Genomic DNA, 14,855 nt, shown 5'->3' with positions numbered 1-14,855 from the left:
ACTGTTGATCTGAAGGTAGGGCTTTCAAATTAATAATAATGACCTTGATTCCGCCGTACTCCAGGAGGCGCTGAACGCCGACCTGCATCGTGCGATGCAGGTGGCGCGAGTGCGGCAAGAAGCGGAAAAGGAACTGCCGACCTTGACCAAGGCGGAGCTGGCCGAGCTGCTGTTCGAGCAGGTTGGCCTGAACAAGCGCGAAGCCAAGGACATGGTCGAGACCTTCTTCGATGAAATCCGTAATGCGCTCGAACGCGGGGAAGCCGTCAAGCTCTCAGGCTTCGGTAACTTCCAGCTGCGCGACAAGCCGCAGCGCCCCGGGCGCAATCCGAAAACCGGCGAGGAAATTCCGATCACGGCGCGCCGTGTCGTGACTTTCCACGCCAGCCAGAAGCTGAAAGGTATGGTCGAGGAAGCCGGGCCAGCGAGTACGGGCAACTCTGCGCTGGCGCACGCCGCCTGAGACCTGCCTGCCTCGCCGACCGGGTTCCTCTCCACGTAAGCCATGAACGATCGACCGAACAAGAACGAACTGACCGTGCTGCCGCCGATTCCGGCCAAGCGCTATTTCACGATTGGTGAAGTCAGCGAATTGTGCGGGGTCAAGCCGCATGTGTTGCGCTACTGGGAGCAGGAATTTACCCAACTAAAGCCTGTCAAACGCCGTGGAAACCGCCGTTATTACCAGCACCACGAAGTGCTGCTGATCCGGCGGATCCGCGAGCTGCTGTACGAGCAGGGGTTCACCATCAGCGGCGCGCGCAACCGTCTCGACGGTCGCAACGGCCCGCCTGATGAGGTCGAAGCCATCCCCGAGGCGCCGCCGGTTCCGACGCTGTCGCCGGACCAGCTGCGCATGGAATTGCAGGCCATCCTTGCCGTGCTGCGGGGCGGTTCGCAGGCTGTCTGAAGCAGGCTGCCGGTAAGCCGGTCCGAGGCAATTCCAGGTTAGGCGGGCTCAGGTATTCGTGCGCCCTGTTGTTCTGCACCTCGGAGGTGCTAGAATGTCACTTGCGAATGTTGCTGACTCAAACGCATGACCGAAAACGGGGCGTGAGGTGTCAGCCTCGGCTCTTTCCTGTACCAGGAAAAATCTAAGGGAAGACAATGATACGCGTTGCCATTTGTGACGATCACCAGATAGTTCGAGCAGGTTTCAAACAGATTTTTTCGTCGTCCGGCGATTTCGAAGTCGTCGCTGAAGGCGCAACCGGGCGTGAGGCCCTCGATATTGCACGTCGTGAAATTTGCGACGTCCTGCTGCTCGATATCGCCATGCCCGACCAGAGCGGCATCGATATCCTGCGGACCATCCGCCAAGGCCAGCCCAACCTGCCTGTGCTGATCCTGTCCGGTTATCCAGCCCAGCAATACGCGCTGAACTTGTTCAAGATGGGTGCCAATGGCTACCTGAACAAGGAATGCGACGCCGACGAGCTCAAGACCGCCGTCCGCACCGTCTACCAGGGTCGGCGCTACGTCAGCTCCCAGGTCGGCGAACTGCTGGCCCAGAGCTTCGACCGCGATCCCAACACGGCGCTGCACACCGAGTTGTCGGACCGCGAATTCCAGGTGTTCCTGCGCCTGGCCAAGGGTGCGACCGTGTCCGACATCGGCAACGCGCTGTCGCTGTCGATCAAGACCGTGTCGACTTACCGTACCCGTATCATGGAAAAGATGGGTCTGCAGTCCAACAGCGACCTCACCTATTACGCCATGAAAAACAACCTGCTCGACTGAGCAGGCGAGGGCGGCCACGGTGCCGCTCTTTTCCGCATGACCGCCGGTGCGTGCCGCACCGGTTTCTCCTTCTCCTCTGTTGTTCATATCGCCATTGCGGTATCCTTTCCGACTATCTGGATTGACAATACACTTGCCTTCCAACTTGCTAATATGTAAGTTTTCGTAAGGAATTGTTTCTTTCCTGTGGTCCTCATGCCACAATCGGCCGTTCTCGTTCATGTACATGCTCACGAGAAATTTTCGCCGGTCTATAATTGTCCGGACAGTCAATACTGGCAAAGGACCACGAGGATGTACTTCACCACTGACCCAAAGTCCCGGCCGGTCGGCAGCCTCCCGCTGTACCAGACGCTACTCTGCGTGGTGTGCGTATTGTTCCTGGTGTTGAACGGCGTCAGCCTGGTGCGCAACCTGAATGGCTTGAACGACGCGAACGCACGGCAGGCACGCGCAGACCGCGTGGCCGGCCGCCTGCAATACCTCAATCTGCTCGTGACCGATGCCGAAAGCGGCATGCGCGGCTATTTCCTGTCCGGCTCGGACACCTATCTCGGCCCCTTGCGCACAGCCCAGCGCGAACTCGAGCGCGAATTCACCACGCTGCAAGTTCTTCTCGCTGATAATCCATCCCAGCTCAAGAACCTGGCCCAGCTGCGCACTCTTGTCACCCGCCGTCTCGGCCTGATGGGCCAGGCGCTCGAAGTCTATCGTCACGGCGGCTTGCAGGACATCCTCGCGATCGCCCGTACCCAGGACGACAAGACCCATATGGACGAGATCCGGCTGCAGGTCGTGATCATGACCAGCGAGCAGAACGAATTGCTGGCCGCGCGCGGCGCCGCCTTTTATGCGCATTCGCGCCGCGCCGCACTGTTCGGCATCGGCATCAATATCGCCGCGCTGGCGGTGCTCGTGCTGTTCTATAACCTGATACGCCGCGGTTACCGCCTGCGCCTGCAGGCCGAGCGCGCGCTGGAGCAGACCAACAACGGCCTGGAAAACGTGGTGGCGTCGCGTACCGAACAATTGTCGGTGCTGTCGCGCCACCTGATCCGGGTGTCGGAAGAAGAAAAGGCGCGCCTGGCGCGTGAACTGCACGACGAGATGGGTGCCAACTTGACGGCCATCGGCATGCACCTGAGCAGCGTTGGCGACCAGCTCAAGGAAAGCCATCCGGCGCAGGCCGAGATGCTGGCGCGCGCCCGCGCGACCCTGGTCGATACGGTGGAACTGAAACGCCGCATTATCGAGGATCTGCGCCCCAGCCTGCTCGACAACATGGGCCTGGCAGCCGCGCTGGAAAGCTATTGCCAGGATTTCTGCCGTACCAGCGGTATCGATTGCGAAGCCCTGATCGAGCGCGACGTCGACCGCGCCGCGCCGATGCAGGCGATTGCCCTGTTCCGTATCACCCAGGAATCACTGAACAACGTCGCCAAGTACGCCAAGGCGCGCCATGTGATCGTGCATCTGGCGATCGAGGGCGAAGCGCTGGTGCTGGAAGTGAGCGACGATGGCGTCGGCATTCCGCCCGATGCAATGCGGCGGCCGAAATCGCACGGTTTGCTGGGCATGCGCGAACGCGCGGCGCTGCTGGGCGGCAGCCTGAAGGTGGGACGTGGCGTCAATGGTCTCGGCACCAGCGTGAACGCTATCGTGCCCTTGAGCACGCCGGCAGCCGGCATCGAAGCCGAAGCGGCCGGCAAGCCGGCGCTGACGCTGGTCGCGCATAAGCCGGAAGTAGCGCCGGATATGGCGCAAGAAGCAGAATCGGTAGCAGAACCGACTGCAGAAAAGACAACGGCCCAGTTGACTGGGCCGGAAGAACTTCATCAACTCCGGGCCGGCTGATCGTCCAGGTGATGCTGGACGGCCGCCCCGGGGCTGGCAGGTGAATCAGCGTGCGACGTCCATCAGCAGGCGGTCGTATTCGCTCTTGGCGACCTTGTAGCACTCGCCGGCGTAGTCTTCCAGGCCCTGGCGGTTCAGCACGGTGATGTTACCGCGACGGTATTGGATCAGGCCTTCGTCCTGCAGCTTGCCGGCGGCAGCGGTGATGCTTTCGCGGCGCACACCCAGCATGATCGAGATCAGTTCCTGGGTCACTTTCAGTTCGTTGCTCGGCGAGCGGTCCAGGCGGTCCAGCAGCCAGCGGCACAGTTTCTGCTCGATCGAGCTGTGGCGGCCGCCGACGGCGTTCTGGGCCATCTGAGCGAACAGCGCGTTGGTGTAGCGCATCAGCAGCTGAGGCAGGGCGCCGCCCTTGTTGAAGGCGTCACGCAGGTATTGGGTTTTCAGGCGGTAGCCGTAGCCGGCGCTCTGGACCACGGCGCCGCAGGTGGCGCGCTCGCCCATGAACAGCGACACGCCGACGGCGCCTTCGTGGCCGACCACGGCGATTTCGGTCGTCGCACCGTCTTCCATCACATACAGCAGCGACACGATGGCGGTGGTCGGGAAGTAGACGTATTCGAGTTTGCTGCCGTATTCAAACAGTTCTTTGCCGAAAGGCAGCGGAACCAGTTCCAGATGCTCAAACAGGGTTTCCAGGTCTTGGCGCGGCAGGGCCGCCAGCAGCTCGTTCTGTTGGGTGCCGCTGTAGCTCACAACCGGGCGGGACGCGGTTTTCAGATCCTCAGAGGTGGTCGGGATCTGGCCCAGCGATTTCTTTTGCGCGGCAGCACCAAGTTGAGCGTTATTCATTTTATATCCTCTTTATCTCTGTCTTACGTCGGGGGCGATTGCTTGGATGGGTTTCCTCATCGCGATGTGAGAAGATTAACGGTTACGTATGTTGGCGAACATAAGACTGGCTGTCGCCCCCCTGTAGGTCCTATGCATGATGTTTTGTCAGTCCAGTCCTACTGGGAGGAAATGCCGAAAACGGCGGTTTTTGAGTGTTCGGACATGGATTCGGGGCACAAATTGTTCGTCCGCAGCTCCTTCGATGTGTTGCACAACGTGCTTTTCCTACATTTGTCCTACTGCTGAGTACATCGAAACCGCCGCGCTTGCGCGGCGATCCGGTTTTCCCTCTGATGAAACGTTTGCCCAGCGATTGCGCCGGTACCCCAATCAGTTCACACAAGCCGTCCCGGTATCGGTAAAATCGAGAGTTTTGCAAGCGCCGCAAAGGCGAGACCATGTCCAACGAAACTGCAGCCATCACCCCAGACAATATCGACGCCGGCACCGGTACCGCGGAAGCAAAACCGGCCGCGCTGATCGCCCGCGAAGTCGCGCGCCGCCGTACTTTTGGCATCATTTCCCACCCGGACGCGGGTAAGACCACGCTGACTGAAAAGTTGCTCCTGTTCTCGGGTGCGATCCAGCTGGCCGGTACCGTCAAGGGCCGCAAGAGCGGCCGCCACGCGACCTCGGACTGGATGGACATCGAGAAGCAGCGCGGCATCTCGGTGGCTTCCTCGGTGATGCAGTTCGAGTTCCGCGACCACGTGATCAACCTGCTGGACACCCCGGGCCACCAGGACTTCTCGGAAGATACCTACCGCGTGCTGACCGCGGTCGATTCGGCCCTGATGGTGATCGACGCTGCCAAGGGCGTGGAAGAACAGACGATCAAGCTGCTCGACGTCTGCCGCATGCGTGCCACGCCGATCGTCACCTTCATGAACAAGATGGACCGCGAAACCCGCGATCCGCTCGAGCTGCTCGACGAAGTCGAATCGGTGCTGAAGATCGAATGCGCCCCGGTCACCTGGCCGATCGGCATGGGCAAGAACTTCCGCGGCGTGTACCACCTGTTGAACGACGAAGTCATGCTGTTCAAGGCCGGTGAGGAAAAGGCGGACGGCGCCTACGAAGTCATCAAGGGCATCGACAACCCGAAACTGGCCGAGATGTTCCCGCTCGAGATGGACCAGCTCAAGATGGAAGTCGAGCTGGTGCACGGCGCTTCGCATCCGTTCGACCTCGAGCGCTTCCTGGCCGGCGTGCAGACCCCGGTGTTCTTCGGCTCCGCGATCAATAACTTCGGCGTGCGCGAGATCCTGTCGGCGCTGGTCGAATGGGCGCCGGCGCCGCGCGAGCGCGACGCTACCGTGCGTGCCGTGAAGCCGGACGAGCAGCCGTTCTCGGGCTTCGTCTTCAAGATCCAGGCCAACATGGACCCGGCCCACCGCGACCGCATCGCCTTCCTGCGCGTGTGCTCGGGACGCTTCGAAAAGGGCATGAAGGTCAAGCACCTGCGCCTCGGCCGCGAAGTCAAGCTGTCGTCGGTGGTGACTTTCATGGCATCGTCGCGCGAACAGGTGGAAGAGGCCTATGCCGGCGACATCATCGGCTTGCCGAACCACGGCAACATGCAGATCGGCGACAGCTTCTCGGAAGGCGAAGTCCTCACCTTCACGGGGATCCCGTACTTCGCGCCGGATCTGTTCCGCACGGTGCGTATCCGTAACCCGCTGAAGACCAAGCAGCTGCATAAAGGCTTGCAGCAGCTGGGTGAAGAGGGCGCCGTGCAGGTGTTCAAGCCGGTCATCGGCAGCGACCTGATCCTGGGCGCGGTCGGCGTGCTGCAGTTCGAGGTGGTGGCGAGCCGCCTGCTGAACGAGTACGGCGTCGATGCCGTGTTCGAAGGGTCCAGCATCAGCAGCGCGCGCTGGGTGTCGAGCGACGATAAAAAGTCGCTATCGGACTTCGAGACCGCGCTGGCGCCGAACGTCGCCTATGACGCCGCCGGCAACCTGGCCTACCTGGCCACCTCGGGCGTCAACCTGCGCCTGACCCAGGAGCGCTGGCCCAAGCTGCAGTTCCACGCCACGCGCGAGCACGCGGCGAAGCTGGATTAACAGCACTGGTACCGCTCGCGTAGGGTGGACGCGGACGGCGAGTCGGCTCTGCCGTCCACGCGTGCAACCGGCATCCAGTTTGCCGTCAACGGTAACGCATACGCTACCTTTCGACGCGTGGACGGGTAACCCGTCCACCCTACGCGCTGCGCACGCGTTATCTCGGGGGCGGTTTCACCAGCAGCGCCTCCAGGACGCTGCCCACCCAACTCGCCACGAATACGACGCCGCTGATCGCCACCGACAGCGGCGTCGGCGTTTTCGCGATCTGCGCCTCGATCGCCGCCGGATCGAGCGCCACCCGGCCCGACAGCACCTGATCGGCCAGCTCGTTCGCCTGCCCCAGCGCGTGATTCAGGTACAGCAAGCCGCCCACCGCGGCCACGACGATGAACAGCCATGCCCGCCCCTTGCGCCCCAGGTAGTACTGGCCGACCCCCGGGAATACCAGCGCAGACAACAGCGCCGCCACAAACTTCGACTTCATTCACGCTCCTTCTTCATGCATTGACACATCACAAATGCGGCCATGCGCCACAGCGTAGATTCATTAAATGCGCACCGGAAATAGCTCGGCGACATTGTTGACAGGGGAGGAAACCATGACGCTCGCATTCGATTTCACTCGCCGCATTGGCGGCGCCCGGCAACCCGTTCGGAGCCTCGGCTGAGATGCGCGCCGGCATGCTCTCACGCCTGCGTATCGGGCCGAAACTGCTGCTGGCACCGGCGGTCGCGCTGGTGCTGCTGATCCTGCTGTCGTGCAGCGCCTATTATGCGATGGTACGCCAGAACAACTCGCTCGACGTCATTGTCCAGCAGCGCGCGGTGCACATGCGCGCCGCGGCCGAGCTGGCGGCCTCGAGCCAGCGCGCCCACGCGCAAGCCTACCAGGTGCTGACCTGGATCAGCGGCAGCTTTCCGCGCAGCCGCATCGAACCGCTGGCGCGCGACGTGCAGATCCAGCACGCCGCCGTCGAACGCGGTTTCGCCAGCCTGGCGCGCCTGACCGGCGACAGCCCGGGCGAACGGCGCTACGTCGAGCAGGCGCGGCGCGCCTGGGCCATCTACGTGGCGGCGGTGCAGGACGTGATCGAGATCGCCCAACTCGACCAGTCGATCAGCGCCAACGCCATGTCCAAGGCCGAGCGCGCGTTCGCCACGGTGTCGCAGCGCCTGGCCGAGCTGTCCCAGCGCGAACAGGAACTGTCCGAGCTCGCCTCGAACGGCGCCGAGGACGACTTCAAGACAGTGCAGACCCTGATGCCGATCGTGATCGCGCTGTCGATCGTGGCGGCGCTGGCGATCACGATGGCGGTGCGGCGTTCGCTGCTGGCCGAGGTCGGCGCCATCGAGACGGCGCTGAGCGGCCTGGCCAGCGGCGACCTCACCGTCAAGCCGCGCGTCTACGGCAACGACGAGATCGCGGACACCTCGCGCGCCCTCGATGCCAGCATCCGCAGCCTGAACGGCCTGCTGCGCACGATCCTCGATTCGGCGCGCTCGATCGGCTCGTCATCGCGCGAGATCACGCTGGGCCGCGCCGGCATGCCGCCGCGCGCCGGGGTGCGCGCCTCGCTCGAGCAGACCGCGTCGTCGATGCAGGAACTGGCAGCCGCGATCAGCCGCACCGCCGACAGCGCCGAGCAGGCCAACCGCCTGACCGAGAGCGCGTCGGAAGCCGCCCAGCAGGGCAACAGCGTGGTGCATCGCCTGGTGACGACGCTGGACAACGTGCGCCGCAGCGCCAGCCGCCTGGAAGAACTCGGCGGCACCATCGAGACCGCGCTGGACCGCGCCGGCATGCTGGCGCTGAACGCGGCCGTGGAAGCGGCCCAGACCGGGGAGGGCGGCCAGAGCTTCGCCCAGGCCGCCTGCGACATCCGCGCCCTGGCCCAGCGCGCCGCGCTGGCCGCGCACGAGGCGCGCGAACTGGCCCAGCAATCGGTGGCGACCATCGAAAGCGGCCACGCCTGGGCGCTCGATGCCGGCACCAGCATGGCCGACCTGGCCAGCTCGGTGCAGGAAGTGGGGGATATCGTGAACCGCATCGGCTGCGCCAGTGCCGAACGGGTGCAGGAACTGGCCGGCGTCAACCAGGCCATCGTGCGCATGGACGAGATGACCCAGCAGGGATCGCGCATGGTGGAAGAAGCGGCGCTGGCGGCACGCAGCCTGCAGCAGCAGGCGCTGACGCTGTCGCGCGCGGTGGCGTCGTTCCGGCTGGACGAGGCGGTGCATGGGCCGGACACGCCGGTAAATACGCATGACCTCAGGAACCGGGCCGAGCAGAATGACGCCGGGCCGGCCGGATCGCCGGACCGGCGACCGGGCGGGGCAGGGCATCCTTACCTGCGGCTGGCGGCTAGCCGGGGGCAGAGCCGGTTGATCAGCTAGCCGTACGCCGCGAGCCCTCCGCCATAAAACCGTCGCCCCTGCGAAGGCAGGGGTCCAAGTTGCAAACGCAGTCGAAATGCGTCGAACTTGGACCCCTGCCCACGCAGGGGCGACGTGCTGTTGCTTCGGGCTATATTGAAGCGCGCCTGTCTTGCGCGCGCTTCACTCGCCTTCCTATTCGATTATGCGATTACTCGTAATCGCTGATCGGCGCGCAACCGCAGAACAGGTTACGGTCGCCGTACGCATTGTCGGCGCGGCCGACCGGCGGCCAGTACTTCTTCTTGCGCAGCGACGGCACCGGGAAGGCGGCCACCTCACGGGTGTAGGTGTGCTGCCAGTCGTCGGCGGTGACCACTTCCGCGGTGTGCGGGGCGCCCTTCAGCGGGTTGTCCATGCGGTCGTACTCGCCGCGCTCGACCTTCACGATCTCGGCGTGGATGGTGATCATCGCCTCGATGAAGCGGTCCAGTTCGACCTTGGCTTCGGATTCGGTCGGCTCGATCATCAGCGTGCCCGGCACCGGGAAGCTCATGGTCGGGGCGTGGAAGCCGAAGTCCATCAGGCGCTTGGCCACGTCTTCGTTGCTGATGCCGGTGGCATCCTGCAGCGGACGCAGGTCGATGATGCACTCGTGCGCCACCAGGCCGTCGTGGCCGGTGTACAGCACCGGATAGTGCGGCGCCAGGCGGCGCGCGATGTAGTTGGCGTTCAGGATCGCCGTCTCGGTGGCGGCGGTCAGGCCGTCGGCGCCCATCATCGCGATGTACATCCACGAGATCGGCAGGATCGAGGCCGAGCCGTATGGCGCCGCGCTGACCGCGCCGATGCCCTGTTCGTCACGTTGGTAGCCGGTCGAGGCCTGGTTCGGCAGGAAGGGCACCAGGTGCGCCGCGACCGCGACAGGGCCGACGCCCGGTCCGCCGCCGCCGTGCGGGATGCAGAAGGTCTTGTGCAGGTTCAGGTGGCTGACGTCGCCGCCGAACAGGCCCGGACCGGCGACCCCGACCAGCGCGTTCATGTTGGCGCCATCCACGTACACCTGGCCGCCGTGCGCATGCACGATCTCGCACAGTTCCTTGATGCCTTCCTCGAACACGCCGTGGGTCGACGGGTAGGTGACCATCACGCAGGCCAGGTTGGCGCTGTGCTGCTCGGCCTTCTTCTTCAGGTCCGCGAGATCGACGTTGCCGTTCTCGTCGCAGGCGGTGACCACCACCTGCATGCCGACCATGTTGGCCGATGCCGGGTTGGTGCCGTGCGCCGAGGACGGGATCAGGCAGATGTTGCGGTGGCCTTCGCCGCGCGACTCGTGGTACTTCTTGATGATCAGGAGGCCTGCGTACTCGCCCTGCGAGCCGGCGTTCGGCTGCAGCGACACGCCGGCGTAGCCGGTGACGGCGCACAGCATCGTTTCCAGCTGCGTGATCATCTCGCGGTAGCCGACGGTCTGGTCGTCAGGCGCGAACGGGTGAATATTCGAGAACTCGGGCCAGGTGACCGGAATCATTTCCGAGGTCGAGTTCAGCTTCATCGTGCACGAACCCAGTGGGATCATGGTGCGGTCCAGCGCCAGGTCCTTGTCGGCCAGCGCGCGCAGGTAGCGCAGCATCTCGTGCTCGGCGTGGTAGCGGTGGAAGGTCGGGTGGGTCAGGTAGGCGCTTGTACGCGACAGGGCTGCCGGGTAGGCGTCCTGGACGTCGCTGTCCAGCGAGTCGACATCGATGGCGACTTCTTTGCCGGCGGCGGCGCCGAAGATCTGCGCCAGCAGCACGATGTCCTCACGCGTGGTCGTCTCGTCGAGCGACAAGCCGACCTGGCGCGCGTCGATGCGGCGCAGGTTGACGCCGTTTTCGGTGGCGGCGCGGTGCACGGCATCCGCATTATCGGTGACGATCGTCAGCGTGTCGAAGTAGGTCTCGTTGGCCAGCTGGAAGCCTGCGCCCTGCAGGGCGGTAGCCAGGATGCCGGTGTAGCGGTGCACGCGGCGGGCGATCTGCTCCAGGCCTTTCGGACCGTGGTAGATCGCGTACATCGACGCCATCACGGCCAGCAGCACCTGGGCGGTGCAGATGTTCGAGGTCGCCTTTTCGCGGCGGATGTGCTGTTCGCGCGTCTGCAGCGCCAGGCGGAAGGCCTTGTTGCCCTGGGCGTCGATGGTGACGCCGGCCAGGCGGCCCGCCATGCTGCGCTTGTATTCGTCGCGGGTGGCCAGGTAGCCGGCGTGCGGGCCGCCGAAACCGAGCGGTACGCCGAAGCGCTGGCTGTTGCCGACGACCACGTCGGCGCCCCATTCGCCTGGTGGAGTCAGTACGGTCAGGGCCAGCAGGTCGGCCGCCACGATGACCATGGCGCCGGCCGCATGCAGCTTTTCGACCGCGTGGCGGTAGTCGCGCACGTCGCCGTTCACGCCCGGGTACTGCAGCAGCACGCCGAAGCAGGTCTCGGTCAGGTTCTCGATGTCGGCGGCGGCGATGGTACGCACTTCGACGCCGATCGGCTTGGCGCGCGTCTGCACCACTTCCAGGGTCTGCGGCAGCACGTCGTCGGCGACGTAGAACACTTTGGAAGCCGACTTGCCGACGCGCTGGATCAGCGTCATGGCTTCGGCGGCGGCGGTGCCTTCGTCCAGCATCGAGGCGTTGGCGATGCCCATGCCGGTCAGGTCGATGATGACCTGCTGGAAGTTCAGGATCGCTTCCAGGCGGCCCTGCGAGATCTCCGGCTGGTACGGGGTGTAGGCGGTGTACCAGGCCGGGTTTTCGAAGATGTTGCGCAGGATGACGGGCGGGGTGGTGGTGCCGTAGTAGCCCTGGCCGATCATCGACTTCATGACCTTGTTCTGCGAAGAGATGGCCTTCAGCTTGGCCAGCGCGGCCATTTCCGGCAGCGGCTCGAAGAACTCGCCCAGGTCCAGCTTGTCCTTGCGGCGGATGTTGGCGGGAACGACGGCATCGATCAGCGCGGCGCGCGATGCGTAGCCGAGGACGGACAGCATGGCTGCCTGTTCGGCGTCGGACGGACCGATGTGGCGCGGGATGAAGCCGTCGCGGGCTTCCAGTTGGGTCAGGCTGGTGCGGGTCATGGTGGCGTAGATGAGAAGGCGGTTTGCGTAAGTGTTGACCTAGGCACGTCGCCCCTGCGAAGGCAGGGGCCCAAGTTGCGTGCAGATCGTAAAACTTGGGTCCCTGCCTTCGCAGGGACGACGGTTTTGCGGCACCGGCTTGCGGTGCAGTCGTGCTGATATGAAGGCTAAAGCTGAAACAACAAGCGCACCCTCGGGCGCGCTCGTCGAAACATCACTCCTCGGTCGCCTTGCCGTAGGCAGCCGCGTCCAGCAGGCCATTGATGGCCGCCGGATCCGCCGGCTGCAGCTTGAACAGCCAGGCGCTGTAGGCGTCGGCGTTGATCGAGTCCGGCGCGTCGGCGGTCGGCTGGTTGACGGCGACCACGGTGCCCGAGACCGGAGAGTAGATGTCGCTGGCGGCTTTCACGGATTCGACCACGGCGGCGTCGTCGCCGGCGGTGAAGGTCTTGCCGACTTGCGGCAGCTCGACGAACACGATGTCGCCCAGCGCGTCCTGCGCGTATTCGGTGATGCCGACGGTCAGGGTGCCGTCGGCTTCCTGACGGACCCACTCATGGGATTCGGTGTACTTCAGGTCGGCTGGGATGTTCATGCGTAGCTCCTAATGGGGGATGGTTCAGTCAGTATAGTTTGTTCAGGTGCGGGCGGCGCGCTTACGCGGCCAGCACTTTGCCGTTACGCACGAACGGCAGCTTGACCACCGAGGCGGCCAGCTTCTTGTCGCGGATTTCGACGTGCACCGTGTCGCCCACGGCCACGTCCATCGGCACGCGTGCCAGCGCGATCGCCTGCTGCATCGACGGGCTGAAGGTGCCGCTGGTGATCTCGCCGGCGTTGCCGGACGCGGCGACCACTTTCTGGTGGGCACGCAGGATGCCGCCTTTTTCGCGCAGGATCAGGCCGACGAACTGCTGGTGCTGGCCGCGCTGCAGCGCGTTCTTGCCGACGAAGTCGCGCTCCGACACCAGGTCGACGGTCCAGGCCAGGCCGGCGTCCAGCGGCGACACGGTATCGTCCATGTCCTGGCCGTACAGGTTCATGCCGGCTTCCAGGCGCAGCGTGTCGCGCGCGCCGAGGCCGGCCGGCTTGACGCCCTGTGCCGCCAGCGCGTTCCATAGCGCGTCGACCTGGCCGGCGGCGACGCCGATCTCGAAGCCGTCTTCGCCGGTGTAGCCGGTGCGCGCGACCATCAGTTCGCCGAATGGGGTGTCCTTCACGATGACGGCATTGAACGGTTTCAGGCCTTCCGAGGCTTCGCGCGCGGCCGGCACGGTCTCCCAGAACTTGGCGCGCGCGTTCGGGCCCTGCACGGCGACCAGCGCGATACCGTCGTCGGTGACGTGTTCGTTGATGTCGCTGCGGCGCGGGGTGATCGAGAGGCCCGCGCCCGAGGTCTCGTTGCGCTCGCGGATCCAGGCGATGTCCTTTTCGGCGGTGCCGGCATTGACCACCAGGCGGAACCAGGTCTCGTCGAAGAAGTAGACGATCAGGTCGTCGATGACGCCGCCCTGCGGATTGAGCATGCAGGAGTACAGGGCCTTGCCCGGCGCCTGCAGCTTGTCGACGTTGTTGGCCAGCAGGCCGCGCAGGAAAGCGCGCACATTGTGGCCCTGCAGGTCGACCACGCACATGTGCGAGACGTCGAACATGCCGGCGTCGCTGCGCACGGCATGGTGTTCTTCGATCTGCGAGCCGTAGTTGACGGGCATGTCCCAGCCGCCAAAGTCGACCATCTTGGCACCAGCGGCGCGGTGTACGGAGTTGAGCGGGGTCGCTTTGAGCGTCATGGAGTCCTCGGGCACGTGAAATGGGGTTCGGGCACACGGACGTCGTCCGCATGCCTTGCGCACCCCTCTGTCCTCGGTACCTGAGAGATAGCGGCATTGCCGCCTGCCCCTTCGGTGGGCCGCTCGGGCCGCTCTCCAGAGTTGATCCGCCGCGCATTGCACAGCGTTCCTCGACCGGTCCGGTTGCCTGAGAGTTTTCGGGTGATGCCCCTTCGGCGGCAGCCTGCGCTGCGCTCTCCCGGTCAAGACTGCGAAGGATATGTCAGCGGCCGGGGGAAGTCAATCCGGAGAGCTGGCAGCTTGCTTTCCATGGCAGGGGCGCACACTCTTGCTGGCAGGCCACATGGCGCTAAACCGTGATTTGTTACACTTGTCCCACGAACCTTGTGACAGAAGAGAGGGACTATGAGCGAAGATCAAGCAAATCAGCAAAAGGAGGCGTGGTTCACGCTGTCCGGCGACGTGAACAGCGACATGGTGCATCGCGTCTTCGAAGCCACCTCCCACATGACCGAAGACGGCATCGAGACGGCGCACGTGCTGGTCCAGTCGAACGGCGGCTACGTCAGCGACGGCCTGTGCCTGTACAACTTCATGGCCAATTCACCGGTCAACTTCATCACCTACAACGGCGGCGCGGTGGCGTCGATCGCAGTGATCCTGTTCCTGGCGGGCCGCCAGCGCTATGCCAGCGAGACCGCGCGCTTCATGATCCACAAGTCGCATGCGACGGCTTCGCCGGGTTCGCGCCCGGATGCGCTGAACATCATCGTCGAAGGCTTGCGCGCCGACGACGCGCGCACCGAGTCGATCCTGCGCAAGCACATCGAACTGTCGCCGGAACAGTGGGGCATCCACCAGTACGGCGATCTCCACCTCACCGCACGCGAAGCCAAGGCGGCGGGACTGGTCAGCGAGGTCACCGATTTCGCGCCGCCGCGTGGCGCGCCGCTGCGCAATATCTGATGAGCTAACTGGATCACGAAACCTGGCGCGTCACTGATTCGGAGACGCGCCAGGCGCATGCGA

General features: G+C 64.3%; 12 protein-coding genes and 2 riboswitches. Of the genes, 7 read left to right on the top strand and 5 right to left on the bottom strand.

Annotated features, from left to right (window positions below; genetic code table 11):
* Window positions 1-94: 94 nt before the first annotated feature.
* The 4 genes from U1H99_RS19910 to U1H99_RS19895 all read left to right on the top strand — a co-directional run bounded on the left by U1H99_RS19910 (window position 95) and on the right by U1H99_RS19895 (window position 3,594).
* Window positions 95-463 (top strand): integration host factor subunit alpha, encoded by a 369-nt coding sequence (locus U1H99_RS19910; RefSeq protein WP_323143451.1) that lies wholly within the window; start codon window positions 95-97, stop codon window positions 461-463.
* A gap of 42 nt (window positions 464-505) precedes the next feature.
* Window positions 506-910, top strand: a complete 405-nt coding sequence (locus U1H99_RS19905; protein WP_323143450.1) for a MerR family transcriptional regulator — start codon at window positions 506-508, stop codon at window positions 908-910.
* Between the two features lie 197 nt (window positions 911-1,107).
* Window positions 1,108-1,740, top strand: a complete 633-nt coding sequence (locus U1H99_RS19900; RefSeq protein ID WP_141837548.1) for a response regulator — start codon at window positions 1,108-1,110, stop codon at window positions 1,738-1,740.
* Window positions 1,741-2,034: 294 nt separating this feature from the next.
* Window positions 2,035-3,594 carry a CHASE3 domain-containing protein gene (locus U1H99_RS19895; protein WP_323143449.1) on the top strand — a complete coding sequence of 520 codons (1,560 nt, stop codon included), beginning with the start codon at window positions 2,035-2,037 and terminating at the stop codon, window positions 3,592-3,594.
* A 45-nt stretch (window positions 3,595-3,639) separates the two neighbouring features.
* Here the strand turns inward: U1H99_RS19895 and U1H99_RS19890 are convergent, their stop codons facing one another.
* Window positions 3,640-4,446, bottom strand: coding sequence for a Crp/Fnr family transcriptional regulator (locus U1H99_RS19890; RefSeq protein ID WP_141837553.1), 807 nt, complete (start codon window positions 4,444-4,446; stop codon window positions 3,640-3,642).
* A gap of 440 nt (window positions 4,447-4,886) precedes the next feature.
* On the opposite strand from U1H99_RS19890, the gene U1H99_RS19885 reads away from it, so the two are divergent.
* Complete coding sequence (locus tag U1H99_RS19885) at window positions 4,887-6,554, top strand: peptide chain release factor 3 (RefSeq protein ID WP_323143448.1); 1,668 nt, start codon at window positions 4,887-4,889, stop codon at window positions 6,552-6,554.
* Between the two features lie 157 nt (window positions 6,555-6,711).
* Here the strand turns inward: U1H99_RS19885 and U1H99_RS19880 are convergent, their stop codons facing one another.
* Window positions 6,712-7,041: a DUF5683 domain-containing protein gene (locus U1H99_RS19880; RefSeq protein ID WP_323143447.1), complete on the bottom strand. Its 330-nt coding sequence runs from the start codon at window positions 7,039-7,041 to the stop codon at window positions 6,712-6,714.
* 197 nt (window positions 7,042-7,238) lie between these two features.
* Here U1H99_RS19880 and U1H99_RS19875 point away from each other — a divergent pair, with 197 nt between their 5' ends.
* Entirely contained in the window at window positions 7,239-8,951 is a 1,713-nt protein-coding gene (locus U1H99_RS19875) for a methyl-accepting chemotaxis protein (RefSeq protein WP_323143446.1), read from the top strand.
* Between the two features lie 190 nt (window positions 8,952-9,141).
* Here the strand turns inward: U1H99_RS19875 and gcvP are convergent, their stop codons facing one another.
* The 3 genes from gcvP to gcvT all read right to left on the bottom strand — a co-directional run bounded on the left by gcvP (window position 9,142) and on the right by gcvT (window position 13,826).
* The gene (gene gcvP, locus U1H99_RS19870) at window positions 9,142-12,036 is read right to left on the bottom strand and encodes an aminomethyl-transferring glycine dehydrogenase (protein ID WP_323143445.1); all 2,895 of its coding nucleotides are present in this window, start codon (window positions 12,034-12,036) and stop codon (window positions 9,142-9,144) included.
* A 214-nt stretch (window positions 12,037-12,250) separates the two neighbouring features.
* A complete protein-coding gene (gcvH, locus tag U1H99_RS19865) occupies window positions 12,251-12,631 on the bottom strand; it encodes a glycine cleavage system protein GcvH (protein WP_323143444.1) in 381 nt (126 codons plus the stop codon).
* A gap of 61 nt (window positions 12,632-12,692) precedes the next feature.
* Window positions 12,693-13,826, bottom strand: coding sequence for a glycine cleavage system aminomethyltransferase GcvT (gcvT, locus tag U1H99_RS19860; RefSeq protein ID WP_323143443.1), 1,134 nt, complete (start codon window positions 13,824-13,826; stop codon window positions 12,693-12,695).
* 57 nt (window positions 13,827-13,883) lie between these two features.
* A riboswitch (glycine riboswitch) is annotated at window positions 13,884-13,975 on the bottom strand.
* A 16-nt stretch (window positions 13,976-13,991) separates the two neighbouring features.
* Window positions 13,992-14,077, bottom strand: a riboswitch (glycine riboswitch).
* Window positions 14,078-14,231: 154 nt separating this feature from the next.
* Here gcvT and U1H99_RS19855 point away from each other — a divergent pair.
* Complete coding sequence (locus U1H99_RS19855; protein ID WP_323143442.1) at window positions 14,232-14,792, top strand: ATP-dependent Clp protease proteolytic subunit; 561 nt, start codon at window positions 14,232-14,234, stop codon at window positions 14,790-14,792.
* Window positions 14,793-14,855: the final 63 nt, after the last annotated feature.

The organism is Massilia phyllosphaerae, from assembly GCF_034659755.1.
In the GTDB taxonomy this organism is placed as follows: Bacteria; Pseudomonadota; Gammaproteobacteria; order Burkholderiales; family Burkholderiaceae_D; genus Telluria; species Telluria phyllosphaerae.
The sequence above is the reverse complement of the archived record's forward strand: the minus strand, read 5'-3'. Positions and strand labels throughout refer to the sequence as shown.

Coding starts and splice junctions, on each gene's coding strand:
- U1H99_RS19910 (WP_323143451.1), top strand. CDS start 95: ATGCAGGTGGCGCGAGTGCGGCAAGAAGCGGAAAAGGAACTGCCGACC.
- U1H99_RS19905 (WP_323143450.1), top strand. CDS start 506: ATGAACGATCGACCGAACAAGAACGAACTGACCGTGCTGCCGCCGATT.
- U1H99_RS19900 (WP_141837548.1), top strand. CDS start 1,108: ATGATACGCGTTGCCATTTGTGACGATCACCAGATAGTTCGAGCAGGT.
- U1H99_RS19895 (WP_323143449.1), top strand. CDS start 2,035: ATGTACTTCACCACTGACCCAAAGTCCCGGCCGGTCGGCAGCCTCCCG.
- U1H99_RS19890 (WP_141837553.1), bottom strand. CDS start 4,446: ATGAATAACGCTCAACTTGGTGCTGCCGCGCAAAAGAAATCGCTGGGC.
- U1H99_RS19885 (WP_323143448.1), top strand. CDS start 4,887: ATGTCCAACGAAACTGCAGCCATCACCCCAGACAATATCGACGCCGGC.
- U1H99_RS19880 (WP_323143447.1), bottom strand. CDS start 7,041: ATGAAGTCGAAGTTTGTGGCGGCGCTGTTGTCTGCGCTGGTATTCCCG.
- U1H99_RS19875 (WP_323143446.1), top strand. CDS start 7,239: ATGCTCTCACGCCTGCGTATCGGGCCGAAACTGCTGCTGGCACCGGCG.
- gcvP (WP_323143445.1), bottom strand. CDS start 12,036: ATGACCCGCACCAGCCTGACCCAACTGGAAGCCCGCGACGGCTTCATC.
- gcvH (WP_323143444.1), bottom strand. CDS start 12,631: ATGAACATCCCAGCCGACCTGAAGTACACCGAATCCCATGAGTGGGTC.
- gcvT (WP_323143443.1), bottom strand. CDS start 13,826: ATGACGCTCAAAGCGACCCCGCTCAACTCCGTACACCGCGCCGCTGGT.
- U1H99_RS19855 (WP_323143442.1), top strand. CDS start 14,232: ATGAGCGAAGATCAAGCAAATCAGCAAAAGGAGGCGTGGTTCACGCTG.